Origin of the sequence: Parachlamydia acanthamoebae (assembly GCF_000875975.1) — a bacterium.
GTDB classification, from domain to species: Bacteria; Chlamydiota; Chlamydiia; order Chlamydiales; family Parachlamydiaceae; genus Parachlamydia; species Parachlamydia acanthamoebae.
Genome location: NZ_BAWW01000066.1, coordinates 571,029 through 584,740 on the forward strand (window position 1 = coordinate 571,029; position 13,712 = coordinate 584,740).

Sequence of the window (13,712 nt, forward strand, 5' to 3'; positions counted from 1 at the left end):
ATGAATACGAAACTGATCGGAGGAATCCTTCTCGTCTCCGGAACAACGATCGGAGCTGCTATGCTCGCTTTACCTGTTGCAACAGGTCAAGCTGGATTCATTCCTTCGTTTATTCTTCTTGCGATCTGTTGGATCTACATGACCTATACAGCATTCCTCATTTTGGAAGCGAATTTATGGATGGAACCTGATACGAATCTCATTACCATGGCACGCAATACGCTTGGTCGCTGGGGAGCGGGATTAAGTTGGGTCACCTATCTATTTTTGCTCTACTCTTTAACGACAGCCTACATTGCTGTTTGCATTCCAATTTTTGTGGATATTGGCCATTCTTGTTTTGGCCTCAATATTTCACACTGGCTTGGAGCTCTACCGCTCATCCTTATTTTGGGATACTTCGTTTATCGTGGAACAGAATCGGTTGACTATCTGAATCGCATCCTAATGACTGGACTGATCATCGCCTACTTGGCGATGATTTTTCTACTTGCCCCACATATTCAACCTACCAAGCTTCTCCACGTGGAATGGTCCTATTTGCTCCTGGCAACTTCTATCATCGCAACCTCTTTTGGATTTCACATCATTATCCCCACTCTGACAACCTATTTTAAACGAGATATTCCTCAAATTAAAGTAGCTATCCTGATTGGAGGCATCATTCCTTTCGTGGTATATAGTCTTTGGGAAGTTCTCGCACTTGGCATTATTCCAATCGAAGGAGAGCATGGAATTCTAGAGGGCTACCTGCATGGCACAGATGGAACACGTTTATTGGCTGGTACTCTACAACAATCCTCTATTGCCGTCATTGCCCGTTTTTTTTCCTTCTTTGCCATCGTCACCTCTTTTTTAGGGGTATCTTTAAGCTTGTCAGACTTTTTGTCGGATGGATTAAGTATACGCAAAAATCAAGCAGGCAAATTGATGCTTTACATCCTAACCTTTTTGCCTCCTTTACTTTTTACTTTCATTTGTCCACGAGCATTTTTAACGGCTTTAGAGTATGCTGGTGCTTATGGTGTGATGGTTTTATTGGGATTGCTTCCGCCTTTAATCGTTTGGGCGGGAAGATATCAAAAAGGCTATCAATCCTCCTTCAAGGCTCCCGGAGGAAAATGTGCGTTAACTCTTACGATTGCTTTTGCCTTGATTTTCATTGGATTGGAAATCGCCAATAGCGCGGGATGGCTGAATCATTTTATCAATTATTAGAATTAGGAACGATCATGAGCGAAAATCAACCTAAAAAACGAATTCTCACAGGTGACCGCCCAACCGGTTTACTCCATCTTGGGCACTATGTAGGCTCTTTAAAAAACAGAGTGAAATTGCAAGAGAAATTTGACTGCTATTTCATTATTGCAGATTTGCATGTCCTGACAACTAAGCCTGAAAAAGAATCGATTCTAAAACTTAGAGAGAATATCTCTCAAATGGTGATCGACTATTTAGCCTGCGGGATAGATCCTCAAAAATCCGTTATTTACCTGCAATCTGCCGTACCAGCTGTTTATCAAATGAATTTGATTTTCCAAATGCTGATTTCTCTCAACAGATTAACAGGCCTGCCTAGTTTGAAAGAGATGGCTCGCAATGCCCACATGTCATCCGAAAGTATTCCTTATGGGCTTGTCGGTTATCCAGTTCTCCAATCAGCAGACATTTTAATGCCCAGAGCCCACCTTGTTCCAGTAGGAAAAGACAATGAGGCGCATATTGAGTTAACACGCGACATTGCGCGCCGTTTTAACATGTACTATGGCGAGTTTTTCCCTTTGCCAGAATGCCTGCTAAGCGATGTCCCAACTTTAATTGGAACAGATGGTCAAGGAAAGATGAGTAAATCTGCCAATAACGCGATCTTTCTAGCGGATGATGCTAAAACCGTTGAAAAGAAGGTCAAGGGAATGTACACAGATCCTAATCGAATTCGTGCAGACATGCCTGGAAAGGTTGAAGGAAATCCCGTGTTTGCCTATCACGACGTTTTCAACACCGATAAAGCTGAAGTAGAGGATCTAAAATCCCGTTACCGCGAAGGGAAAGTGGGTGATGTAGAAGTCAAAGAAAAACTCACACGTGCACTAAATCATTTCCTTGACCCAATTCGAGAAAAAAGAAAATATTACGAACAGGAAAAAGGGCTTGTCGACCAGGTTATTTACGAGGGCACCCAAAAAATGATTGAGATCTCGAATGAGACTGTCAAAGAGATGCTTAGCTTAATGGGCTTAAGCGGAACCTGGAAAAAAATTGCTAAAAACGCAAAAGAGAGAATGGAAAAGCAACAAAAGTGAGCGGAAATTTTCAGTTAGAATCACATTTTCCTCCTGGCGGAGATCAACCTCAAGCAATTGAAAAAATTGTGCAAGGGATCACTGAGGGAAAAAAATCTCAAGTTCTTTTAGGGATTACAGGCTCTGGTAAAACATATACCATGGCGAATGTGGTTGCCCAAGTGCAACGCCCTACACTAGTGATTGCGCACAATAAAACCTTGGCTGCACAACTTTATCAAGAATTTAAGTCTTTTTTTCCTCATAACGCCATCGAATACTTTGTTTCTTACTACGATTACTACCAGCCCGAAGCCTATATTGCCCGTACCGATACGTACATTGAAAAGGACATGGCCATCAATGATCGGATCGATAAAATGCGTCTCAGTGCAACACGTTCATTGCTCGAGCGCCGCGATGTGTTGATTGTCGCCTCCGTTTCTTGCATTTACGGTTTAGGTACACCAGAATACTACCGTGGGATGAATCTAACGCTTGCCACAGGTCAAAATCGTCGACGCGACGACATTCTCCTTCATCTTGTGGAAATGCAATATACACGCAATGACTATGATTTTTCTCGTGCAACATTTCGCGTGAGAGGTGATGTTCTAGAAATTTTCCCTGCTTATGAAGAAGATTTATCGATTCGGGTGGAATTCTTTGGAGACGATATCGAAAGAATTAGTGAAATAGATCCTCTCACAGGCAAAGTCAGACAGCGTATCCAACAAATCACCATTTATCCGAGTTCTCACCACGTCACACCTGAAGAAGTGCGTTGGCATGCTTTAGAAACGATTAAAGTTGAACTAGCTGAGCGAATGGAATTTTTCGAGAAAAATAATCTCCTTATCGAACGGCAAAGAATTCAGCAACGTACACAACACGATATGGAAATGATCCGTGAAATTGGATTTTGTAAAGGAATCGAAAACTATTCACGTCACTTCAGTCAGCGTCAGCCGGGTGATCCGCCACCATGCCTCATAGACTATTTCCCCTCCGATTTTTTGCTGATTATCGATGAATCACACCAAACGCTGCCTCAAATGCGTGCAATGTACAATGGAGATAAAGCGCGTAAAGCTGCGCTTGTCGATTTTGGCTTTCGTCTCCCCTCAGCATATGACAACCGTCCTCTCAAATTTGAAGAAAGCTATTCACATTTCCACCAGGTTGTATATGTTTCTGCAACGCCTGCTGAGTGGGAAGTGGCAGAGGCCGAGGGTGAAATTGTTGAGCAAGTCATTCGGCCCACAGGTCTTCTAGACCCAATTATCGAGGTTAGACCTGCTGATGGGCAAGTGGATGATAGCTTAGCAGAAATCCGAACACATGTCGAAAAGGGAGGACGCGTGCTTGTCACCACGCTAACGAAGCGCCTAGCGGAAGAACTGACGACTTATCTGACAGAACTCGACGTGAAAGCCAAATACCTTCACTCAGACATCGATACACTCGAACGCTCTCAGATCATCCAAGATCTTCGTGCGGGGACATTTGATGTACTCGTTGGAATCAACCTGTTGCGTGAAGGATTGGACATCCCCGAGGTTTCCCTCGTTGCTATTTTAGATGCGGACAAAGAAGGTTTTTTACGTAGTGAGACTTCGCTTATCCAAACGTGTGGCCGTGCTGCGCGTAATTCTGAGGGACGGGTCATCATGTACGCAAATAAAATCACCAAGGCCATTCGTCATACACTAGACATTACAGAATCCAGACGAGCCATGCAGCATGAATATAATCTAGAACATGGCATCACTCCCCGAACAGTTAAACGGGAAATCTCACCTTTAGTTGAGCCAGATATTATTTACGAAGATCAAACAGAGGTCAAAGCCCATCTGAAAGTCGCAGAAGGTCATCACGACTACCTCACACTCGATGAAATCCGTTTAAAAGTACGTGAAAATGAAAACTTAATGAAAAAAGCAGCAAAAGAGATGCAATTTGAAGATGCCGCACACTTTCGTGACCTCATGAAACACTATCAACAACTAGAACTAGGGCTATCTTAATGTTTCGCAGGATGGATATTATTCTGCCCATGAATAGTCAGTATAGTGTTTTAGATCACTTTACTATTCAAATGCATGACGCCTTAACAAGACTAGGCATCCATTGCCGGCTTTTGAAAATTCAGCACGAAAATCCGAAGGCTTTTTACGAAGAGCTCGCGCGAGATTTGCCTGAATGCACGCTCTGCTTCAACGGCCTAACCTCTAGCAGTGGGGAATTCTTAGCCGACTTTTTAAAGATTCCGCATATTGCCTGCCTCGTCGATTCGCCTCATTATTTTTTGGACCTCGCAAAAAGTACACACAGCGTCTTAACCTGTCCCGATAGATTTGAGGCCAATTTTTTTGCACCACTCTTTAAAAATCCGATTTTTTTTATGCCACACGCTGTGGAAAAAAGCCTGTTGTTGGAAGCACCCGATGAGGAAAAGACTTATCCCGTTTTAATGCTGGCCTCCGCAATTAGTTACAAGGCAAGAAAAACACGTTGGCATACGCGTTATCCACCCCACATCGTCAAAACGCTGAAAGATGCCGCTCATATTACCTTGAACGATCAAACGACGTCATTTATCAAAGCTTTTGCTATTGCCCATGAAGAGCATGCTAAACTGAATCCTAATGCTAGTTTCGAGGGTGCGAATTCGATTGCCTTATTAACTGAGCTGGAAAAGTATGTGAAAGGAGAAGATCGCGTCAAGCTAATCAAAGGTGTTAAAGATGCCGAAGTGCATGTCTTTGGATCTGCAGATGGGCAATTTGATTGGGATGCTTGCTTACAAGGAACACCTGAAAATGTGATCCTTCACTCAGAAGTCCCATTTCCAGAAGCCATTAATCTCATGAAACGCGCGAAAATTTTGCTGAATAGCACACCCTTCATGAAAAGTGGTGCACATGAACGGATCTTTTCAGGGATAGCCTGTGGAGCTTTAGTCATTACAGCTGAGAACAACTATCTAAAACAATTTTTCAAGGACGATGAAAGCATTGTCTTTTATCGACATGGCCATTGGGACGAAATCAACGAAAAGGTCAATTACTACCTCTCACATGAAGAAGAACGACGACGCATTGTGGAAAAAGGACGTGCAATCACCTTGAATCACCACACATGGGACCATCGAGCCAAAGAGCTCATGTCTCACTTCCCTAAAGCTTAGAGAATCGATCCACATCTAAAAGTGTTTCCAAAACAACGCGTCCCTCACAATATTTGCGCCAACAAGCTTTGTAATCGACATCGATTTGCAAGACAGAGTGCTCAAATACTCGATAAGCGTATGCAATATCTTCCGCTTTGATGTAGTAGATTAAATACAAATCATCCCCTTGCATATCCAAAAAAGCAGATTCGACAAAAATCTTTTCATTTTCTAAAGACTCTAAGACTTCATCCATGCGCTCGTTCAAATCGCGAAACCAATGACGAATTTCTTCGATATGGTCTTTTTTTAATTTTGTCTTAATGCATAGACCTTTCACCATCCAGCTCCTTCGCTTGGCTGCTTCCCCAGAAAAACCGAACACTTAAACAATAGCAATCGCTTGACAGGTTGATTGTAGGCCTCAAAAATAGGAAATGCGCCCAGAAATTCCACATGTTCAAAATAGGGTGAAAGTTTTTCGTGGAAAGCGATCTCTTCACCTTCGTGAAAGGGAATATTTTCTACATGGGCAAAAAAGCCGGTCTTCCCCACTTGCTCATGAGACATATCAGGCCAAAACGAAAATTGATTTTTCCGAATTCCATCCAAATTAAAAAAGTATGCCCGTTTCTGTCCTGTATTATAAAAACTCAAGAGGCTGCTCATTTGATACCGATCACCAAATAGAAAATGTTCATGCGCATGGTAGCCTTGTTGATCCAAAGCTACTTGCATCCGCTTCCAGCCAACATTATGTTTAAAAGGACTTGCCTTATAAGGGATGTGGAGGTTAGCAATATTGTGTGATTGCAGAAAAGGAATGCTCAAACCCACTCCAGCTAAAACCACCGATAAAGCTAAAGAAACAACTAGCGCTTTTTTGCCCCACGTTACCTTCTCACATAAATACCAGCTTAGATAAACGATCAATGTGGGATAAATGAAGATACACCAGTTTCCTTGCATTTTTTTTAAAAGTGCATATGCGCAAAAAATGGCCAGAGTTACAAAGCTAGAAAATGCACAAAAGAAAAGAGAAGGCTTTAAAGGATGTCTGAAGCTGTATACCAACGCAGATATCAAAAAGATAAAAAGCAGAGGAGAGATCAAGACTGCCTGTGCACCAATAAAATCTAAAACGTTTCCTTGGAATAAGGCACGATTTTCCGCTCCTTGAACGGTTGAGAAAACGTGATGAAATGTTGCCCAACGATGAGATGTATTCCACGCCAAACTAGGCAATAGCCCCAGTAACGAAATGAGCATACCACCCAATAGATGCTTACTTCTCAAATTGGAAAAAAAGTACCAGCCCAATAAGATCCAAATCCATAAGAAATAAATTGGCCATTTGAATAAGGCCCCCAGAAAAATGCATGTTCCAATGAGCACATAAGAGGGTTCTGCATGGCGCTCGAGTGCCCGTACAATCACAATGCAGGCGGCCGTCCAAAAAATCATCATACCCACATCTGTAATCGCTAAAAGCGATCCCATCACACCTAAAGGAGTCAATGCCATGATAAGAGCGGCCCAAAAAGCCGTACGAGGGAGTAAAGCACATGCTCTCGCCAATCCGTAGACCAGCAAAGGCAAAATCACGCCAGAAAGAATGGAGGCAAAACGAACACCAAGTTCTGTATTTCCAAAAAACTGCGTTCCACTCCATATTTGCCAAGCAATGCCAGGAGGCTTGCTATAGTAACCCCAATCGAGAGCTTGACTCCATGTCCAATATTGCGCTTCGTCGGGTCCTAAACCAATTTCGCCGGTGGAAATAACCCAAACCATGCAAGCAGCCTTCAGCAGCAAAAGAGAAATGAGTAGAATAATCGTTTTTTTTTCGCTCAATTGACAATATCCCTATAAAATTCTTGGTACATCAGAAATTATACGATACCTTTCATTTAATGCTTAGACTTTTTCGGTTACGTCAAGACAACATTAAATTTTATTTACATTTATTTGGATGATTGCTAAGAGGGTGTTTTAAAATTTAACTTTTTGTATATTAATCCTTTTTGCTATCGACATAGAGGAAAAAATATGGAACGAAAACGATACCCTGGTGAATTAAGGGATGAAGAATGGGAATTGATAAAGCCATTAGTTGAGAAAAAGCGATCTCCCAAAGGAAGAAAACCTAAATACGGAAAGCGCAGGATGCTTGATGCTATTTTTTATTTACTTCGCTCGGGATGCGCCTGGCGTCTTCTTCCCTATGATTTTCCACCTTGGCAAACTGTTTATTCGCAATTTAAGTTATGGAAGAAGGAAGGACTCTTCCCAAAAATCTGCGAGCATGTAAGAAAAAACTTGCGCATCCTATTAGGAAGGATGGCAGAGGCTAGTGCAGCAATTATTGATAGTCAAAGTGTAAAGACTACCGAAAGGGGGGGCTCTGTGGATACGACGCGGATAAGAAGGTTAAGGGCTGAAAAAGACACATTGCCGTTGATACACAAGGTTTCTTGTTACAGGCGCATATTACCTCAGGAAATATCAGCGACAAAAAAGGTTTGCAATCGCTTGTCAGGAGAAAAAGTTTAAAGTCGGTAAAAAAAATTTGGGCAGATGCAGGTTATCAAGGAAGTGCTCTCAAAAGTTATTCAGAAAAGTATGGCAAACACCTAGAAGTAGTAAAAAGGCCTCAGGCAAGAGTAAGAATATATAATGATGATTGGAAAGCAGAATCGATACCAATCGAAAGATCTTTTCAAGTATTGCCTAGAAGATGGGTTGTAGAAAGAACTTTTGCCTGGATCGGGCGATATCGTAGAATGAGCAAAGATTATGAATACTTGCCAAAAACAGCTGAGTGCATGATCTATCTTTGTATGACAAAGACAATGTTAAGTAGATATTTATCATTAGTTAAATTTTAAAACACCCTCTTAAAAGTTTGAAAAACATCTTAATCATTTTTCTCAGATCGATCAACAAATTTTTATATTCAGCTCAGAGCAGCATATGTACATTTTATAAGTCAAAATAAAAAATTTAGATGAGTAAAAAGAATCATCTATCTATGGTTTTGGCTTCTTAAAATCAATCTTATCTGGATAAAAGTCGTTTACTAAAGTCTTCGAAATGAAGCTACCTTGATAAAATGACCTTTTCCGACAGAGAAATTTTTATAAGTAAATTCGCTCACAATTTATACCCAAAAAATGTCAAGCACATATACCTTGTTTCACACTACTTTGAATCACTTTTTTTAATTCCTCACTTTAGTCTTTTCGTCTACTTTAATAATTTTTTTTCATTGCCTTCATCCTCCTTAAAAACTGCCTTCACAGGTTTAAGAACCATTATTCCCTACAAAACCAAACAGCTTAATTCATCCGCATCACGACACATCAGCCTGAACGATTCCATCAAAATTCAACTTGACATTCTTCCCAAAAAAACTATAGTGAACTTTTGTAAAAAATAATCTAGAGGGTTTGTCAAACATGACTCCAGGGAAAAGATTCGTACCTTTTTTGCTCGTTTTCTCCAGCATCATCTTGTTTCTATTCTTGATAATGCAGCCTTTAACAATCTTGCAGTACCGGGATAGCATTGCGGTTTTATTTCCTAAGGGGATTATTGCTTTAGAGGAGCGCAATCTGCTTTTGATCATTCAAGCAATCATGCTTCTGGTAATTATTCCCGTATACGTTTTGACATTCATTTTTTCGTGGAAATACCGTGCCAATAATCTCAAGGCAAAATACGACCCAGACTTTGACGACAACCGATTAGCCGAATATCTTTGGTGGGGAATTCCTCTTTTTTTTACGCTGATCATCGGAGTTTTGACTTGGGTCAAAACATACGAACTTGACCCCTTAAGACCACTTGAATCAGACAAAAAACCCATCACGATTCAGGTTGTTGCCTTACAATGGAAATGGTTATTCATTTATCCGGAAGAGAAAATTGCCAGTTTAAATTTTCTGCAAATTCCTGAGCAAATTCCAATTCATTTTGAAATCACAGCTGATGCTCCCATGAACTCATTTTGGATTCCTCATCTGGGTGGACAAATCTATGCGATGCCTAAAATGAAAACGCAACTGCATCTCATTGCAAATGCTACAGGAGACTTTAGAGGGTCTTCTGCCAATATCAGTGGGGAGGGTTTTGCTGGAATGCATTTCATCACCCGAGCATCTTCCGAAGAGGATTATCACAAGTGGGTAGAGTCAGTAAAACAGTCCTCAAATGTCTTAAATTTAGATGAATATAACAAATTAGCAGCTCCAAGTAGCAATGTCCCACCCGAAATATACCAATTGAAAGACGATAACTTGTTTGAACAAGTTCTCATGAAATACATGCATCCAAAGGGAGATTAATTCAGATATGTTTGGTAGATTAACCCTGGAGGCCTTTCATCACGAAGCAAGCCAAAACGCGGCCGTTTTTGGCATGATTGTGTCAGGCATCGGAATTATAGCCGCTATTACCTACACCAAAAGTTGGAAATGGCTTTGGGATGAATGGCTCACATCCGTCGATCCCAAAAGAATTGGTCTAATGTACATCATTGTGGCCTTGCTTATGTTCTGTAAAGGATTTGCAGATGCCCTGATGATGCGTTTGCAACAGGCTCTTTCAGTAGGAGATGCACATGGTTTCATCTCTCCTGAACACTTTCAGGAAGTTTTCTCTTCACATGGCACAACCATGATATTCTTTGTAGGAATGGGCGTTGTCTTTGGACTTCTGAATCTTGTAATTCCGCTTCAAATTGGAGCTAGGGATGTCGCTTTTCCCTTTTTGAATGCTTTAAGTTTTTGGCTCTTTGCTTCTGGAGCAATGTTAACACTTGTTTCATTGGCCATTGGAAAATTTTCATCAGCTGGTTGGCTTGCCTATCCGCCTCTATCCGGAATTGAATATAGTCCTGATGAAGGGATCGATTACTGGATTTGGGTAGTCCAAATATCGGGTGTCGGAACAACCCTTTCGGGTGTGAATTTTCTAGTGACCATTTTAACAATGCGTTGCCCGGGCATGACTTTCATGAAAATGCCAATCTTTACCTGGAGCGCCCTATGCTCCGTAGTATTGGTGATATTCGCATTCCCCATTTTGACCGCAACGCTTGCCATGCTGACATTGGATCGTTACCTTGGCATGCACTTTTTCACGGCTGGAAATGGGGGAAATCCAATGATGTACGTGAACTTGATCTGGGCTTGGGGTCATCCAGAAGTATATATATTGATTTTACCTGCCTTTGGAATATTCTCAGAAGTGGTACCTACATTTTCTGAAAAGCGGTTATTCGGTTATGTCTCCATGGTATGGGCGCTCATTTTTATCGCATTCCTTTCTTTCATCGTATGGTTGCATCACTTCTTTACAATGGGAGCTAGCCCCAAGGTGAATGCCTTTTTTGCCATCATGACTATGCTGATTGCGATTCCGACGGGTGTAAAAATTTTCAATTGGCTATTCACCAAATTTAGAGGACGCGTACATTTCACTTCTCCGATGCTATGGTTTTTCGCTTTTGTATTAAACTTTAGTGTGGGTGGAATGACGGGTATTTTGCTTTCTTCTCCACCTGTTGACTTCCAGGTCCATAACAGCCTGTTCTTAATTGCACATTTCCACGGAATGGTCATTGGAGGTCTCCTCTTTGGATTCTTTTCAGGCTTTACCTACTGGTTTCCAAAATTTACAGGCTTTTTCCTGAGCGAAACCTTAAATCGTTATGCTTTTTGGTGCTGGTTTACGGGATTCCTGCTCGCTTTTATGCCTCTATACATGCTAGGTTTTATGGGTGCAACAAGACGCTTAGACCACTATGAAGCCTCGACTGGATGGCACCCTCTTTTTGTCACTGTGGGCATAGGCGCTTTAGTCATCCTATGTGGAATCTGCATTCAAATTTATGGATTATTCAAAAGCATTGCTGAGCGCAAAACAAATCGGGATAAAACGGGTGATCCATGGAATGGCCGCACACTCGAGTGGTCCATTCCCTCCCCTCCTCCGATCTACAATTTTGCAATTACCCCTCGAGTCAATCACCGTGATCCGTTGTGGGCAATCAAGAGAGGAGAGGCACCTCCTCAAGAAAAAGATTATGAAGATATCTATTTGCCAAAAAACACTCCTATGGGCCTTTATATAGGCGTTTTGAGTCTTATTTTTGGCTTCGCCATGACTTGGTATATCTCGTGGCTTGCCATTGCTAGCTTAATTGGAATTGTGGCGTGTGTCATCACGCGCCTTTCTAGCGAGGATGAGCATGAAGTAATCACGGCTGCTCAAGTTAAGCAAATGGAAGATGCACATCTCAGGGAGTTGAATGCGGTATGATTAAATCTCTCTTTCACTCGGCAGAATTTGAACATGAAACCTATTCCAGAACCGTTTTAGGGTTTTGGATATACTTAATGACCGACTGCATATTGTTTACATCACTTTTTACGACTTATGCAGTCCTTCACACTGAAACCTTTGGCGGTCCCTCTTCACGCGATCTATTTAGCCTCTCAACAGCGTTCAGTGAAACAATGATTCTTTTAAGCAGTAGTGTGACGTGTGGATTAGCCATGCTATCCTCTTTGCAAAATAAGAAAAATCATGTGATTGGCTGGCTAATCGTGACGTTCTTGCTAGGGGCGTCATTTATTGCCCTAGAATTACACGAATTTGCGAGTTTGGTGCATGAAGGCAATAGCTGGCAAAGAAGTGCCTTTTTATCGTCTTTCTTCACTCTGGTAGGAACGCATGGACTTCACGTTTCCATTGGTCTTATCTGGATGCTCGTGATGATCTTGCAACTCTATTTCCATGATATCACCACCACAACCTTTAGACGCCTTGTGATTTTTAGCATGTACTGGCATTTCTTAGATCTAGTGTGGATTTTCATTTTTACATTTGTCTACTTACTGGGAGTCATTTAAATGCACAATGAACGTAGTTTGCATGACATTCAAAGAGAATGGCACGGAACTTTAAAATCATATGCGATTGGATTCATCGGCTCTATCATACTTACAGTCATCTCTTTTTTTATGACTAGCGCTAAAATCCTTTCTGGTCGCTTTCTTGCTTATACACTAGTGGGATTAGCCCTTATCCAAGCTGTTATTCAATTGCGCTACTTTTTGCATCTTGGGCAAGAAACGAAACCACGTTGGGAAACCATCATTTTCTACTTTATGTTTTTAGTCTTACTAATTATCGCTCTGGGATCCTTGTGGATCATGTACGATTTAAATGATCGCGTTATGTCAGATATGGCAATGGGAATGACTCATGATTAATTACTATTTATTAACTAAGCCAAAAATTGTCTTAGGGAACCTTGTCACGCTTGCTGCTGGTTTTTTGCTAGCATCAAAAGGAACAATCGACTTCTTGCTCTTCTTTGAAACTCTTTTTGGACTTTCTCTCATTATGGCATCCGCATGTGTGTTTAATAATTACATCGATCGCCAAATGGATAAAAAAATGGAACGTACAAAGAACCGAGCCCTTGTAACGGGCCTTATTTCCCCCCGCAATGCCCTCCTTTTTGCAACCCTACTCGAAATTCTGGGGACAGCCACCCTCTATTTCTTTACGAATCTCTTAACGGTGTATGTGGCTGCATTCGGATTCTTTGTATATGTCATTCTCTATAGCCTTTGGAAACGCCACACTATTTATGGAACAGCCATTGGAAGTGTCGCTGGAGCGATACCGCCTGTGGTTGGATATTGTGCCGTTAGCAACCATTTCGATATGGGAGCAACCATTCTTTTCACTTTGTTGGTGTTATGGCAAATGCCCCATTTTTTTGCGATCGCCCTCTATCACTTTGATGATTATTCCGCAGCAGGGATTCCTGTTCTCCCCATTGTAAAAGGAATTTCTAGAACAAAGATCCATATGATCATCTATGTCATTAGTTTTGTATTGGCAGCTGTGATGCTTACCTTTTTCAACTATACAGGGTACATCTATCTAGCAGTGACCACATTAGTAGGTCTTGCTTGGATTTGGCTTAGTATGCAAGGTTTTAAAAACCAAAATGATCAGTTATGGGGGAAAAAGATGTACCAACTTTCCTTGCTCATGATTATCTCACTATGTCTTGTGATCCCTTTTGATATTGTCTCTTAGGCAAACTATCTACGTGGTCGCAAAAAGTTCGGTTGCCAATCATTTATTGAACAAAGGGGCAAAGATTCGTGTAATCGCTAAATGCGGTTAGAAACATTCATCCATGAAGAATTTGCCCCTTTATAGCTTTCAAAACC

The 13,712-nt window shown here is 41.3% G+C and carries 11 protein-coding genes and 1 pseudogene; 10 read left to right on the forward strand and 2 right to left on the reverse strand.

The features are described 5' to 3' along the window. Genes AOM43_RS12040 through AOM43_RS12055 form a run of 4 tightly spaced genes read left to right on the forward strand, consistent with a single transcriptional unit; the run spans position 1 to position 5,472 of the window. Complete coding sequence (locus tag AOM43_RS12040; protein ID WP_006341673.1) at positions 1-1,218, forward strand: amino acid permease; 1,218 nt, start codon at positions 1-3, stop codon at positions 1,216-1,218. A 14-nt stretch (positions 1,219-1,232) separates the two neighbouring features. Further along, positions 1,233-2,303 carry a tryptophan--tRNA ligase gene (gene trpS / locus AOM43_RS12045; protein ID WP_226987524.1) on the forward strand — a complete coding sequence of 357 codons (1,071 nt, stop codon included), beginning with the start codon at positions 1,233-1,235 and terminating at the stop codon, positions 2,301-2,303. Continuing rightward, positions 2,300-4,309, forward strand: a complete 2,010-nt coding sequence (gene uvrB / locus AOM43_RS12050; protein ID WP_059360458.1) for an excinuclease ABC subunit UvrB — start codon at positions 2,300-2,302, stop codon at positions 4,307-4,309. Before trpS ends, uvrB begins: the two co-directional genes overlap by 4 nt. 29 nt (positions 4,310-4,338) lie before the next feature. Continuing rightward, positions 4,339-5,472: a glycosyltransferase family protein gene (locus tag AOM43_RS12055; protein WP_226987525.1), complete on the forward strand. Its 1,134-nt coding sequence runs from the start codon at positions 4,339-4,341 to the stop codon at positions 5,470-5,472. Here AOM43_RS12055 and AOM43_RS12060 read toward each other — a convergent pair. After that, on the reverse strand, positions 5,462-5,797 hold the full coding sequence (locus AOM43_RS12060) for a DUF6176 family protein (RefSeq protein ID WP_226987526.1): 336 nt from the start codon (positions 5,795-5,797) through the stop codon (positions 5,462-5,464). The genes AOM43_RS12055 and AOM43_RS12060 overlap by 11 nt on opposite strands. Continuing rightward, positions 5,791-7,308 (reverse strand): ArnT family glycosyltransferase, encoded by a 1,518-nt coding sequence (locus tag AOM43_RS12065; RefSeq protein ID WP_059360460.1) that lies wholly within the window; start codon positions 7,306-7,308, stop codon positions 5,791-5,793. The genes AOM43_RS12060 and AOM43_RS12065 overlap by 7 nt, the downstream gene beginning before the upstream one ends. A 195-nt stretch (positions 7,309-7,503) precedes the next feature. Here AOM43_RS12065 and AOM43_RS13175 point away from each other — a divergent pair. From AOM43_RS13175 to cyoE, 6 genes and pseudogenes are all read left to right on the forward strand, one after another. Further along, positions 7,504-8,342, forward strand: a pseudogene (locus AOM43_RS13175) (IS5 family transposase). A 570-nt stretch (positions 8,343-8,912) separates the two neighbouring features. After that, the gene (gene cyoA, locus AOM43_RS12085; RefSeq protein ID WP_013924102.1) at positions 8,913-9,800 is read left to right on the forward strand and encodes a ubiquinol oxidase subunit II; all 888 of its coding nucleotides are present in this window, start codon (positions 8,913-8,915) and stop codon (positions 9,798-9,800) included. A 7-nt stretch (positions 9,801-9,807) separates the two neighbouring features. Further along, on the forward strand, positions 9,808-11,778 hold the full coding sequence (cyoB, locus tag AOM43_RS12090) for a cytochrome o ubiquinol oxidase subunit I (protein WP_013924101.1): 1,971 nt from the start codon (positions 9,808-9,810) through the stop codon (positions 11,776-11,778). After that, positions 11,775-12,371 carry a cytochrome o ubiquinol oxidase subunit III gene (gene cyoC, locus AOM43_RS12095; protein ID WP_013924100.1) on the forward strand — a complete coding sequence of 199 codons (597 nt, stop codon included), beginning with the start codon at positions 11,775-11,777 and terminating at the stop codon, positions 12,369-12,371. The genes cyoB and cyoC overlap by 4 nt, the downstream gene beginning before the upstream one ends. After that, positions 12,372-12,734 carry a cytochrome o ubiquinol oxidase subunit IV gene (cyoD, locus tag AOM43_RS12100; protein WP_013924099.1) on the forward strand — a complete coding sequence of 121 codons (363 nt, stop codon included), beginning with the start codon at positions 12,372-12,374 and terminating at the stop codon, positions 12,732-12,734. It begins immediately after the preceding gene. Next, positions 12,727-13,575, forward strand: coding sequence for a heme o synthase (gene cyoE, locus AOM43_RS12105; RefSeq protein ID WP_013924098.1), 849 nt, complete (start codon positions 12,727-12,729; stop codon positions 13,573-13,575). The genes cyoD and cyoE overlap by 8 nt, the downstream gene beginning before the upstream one ends. Positions 13,576-13,712 lie beyond the last annotated feature (137 nt).

Coding starts and splice junctions, on each gene's coding strand:
- AOM43_RS12040 (WP_006341673.1), top strand. CDS start 1: ATGAATACGAAACTGATCGGAGGAATCCTTCTCGTCTCCGGAACAACG.
- trpS (WP_226987524.1), top strand. CDS start 1,233: ATGAGCGAAAATCAACCTAAAAAACGAATTCTCACAGGTGACCGCCCA.
- AOM43_RS12055 (WP_226987525.1), top strand. CDS start 4,339: ATGAATAGTCAGTATAGTGTTTTAGATCACTTTACTATTCAAATGCAT.
- AOM43_RS12060 (WP_226987526.1), bottom strand. CDS start 5,797: ATGGTGAAAGGTCTATGCATTAAGACAAAATTAAAAAAAGACCATATC.
- cyoA (WP_013924102.1), top strand. CDS start 8,913: ATGACTCCAGGGAAAAGATTCGTACCTTTTTTGCTCGTTTTCTCCAGC.
- cyoB (WP_013924101.1), top strand. CDS start 9,808: ATGTTTGGTAGATTAACCCTGGAGGCCTTTCATCACGAAGCAAGCCAA.
- cyoC (WP_013924100.1), top strand. CDS start 11,775: ATGATTAAATCTCTCTTTCACTCGGCAGAATTTGAACATGAAACCTAT.
- cyoD (WP_013924099.1), top strand. CDS start 12,372: ATGCACAATGAACGTAGTTTGCATGACATTCAAAGAGAATGGCACGGA.
- cyoE (WP_013924098.1), top strand. CDS start 12,727: ATGATTAATTACTATTTATTAACTAAGCCAAAAATTGTCTTAGGGAAC.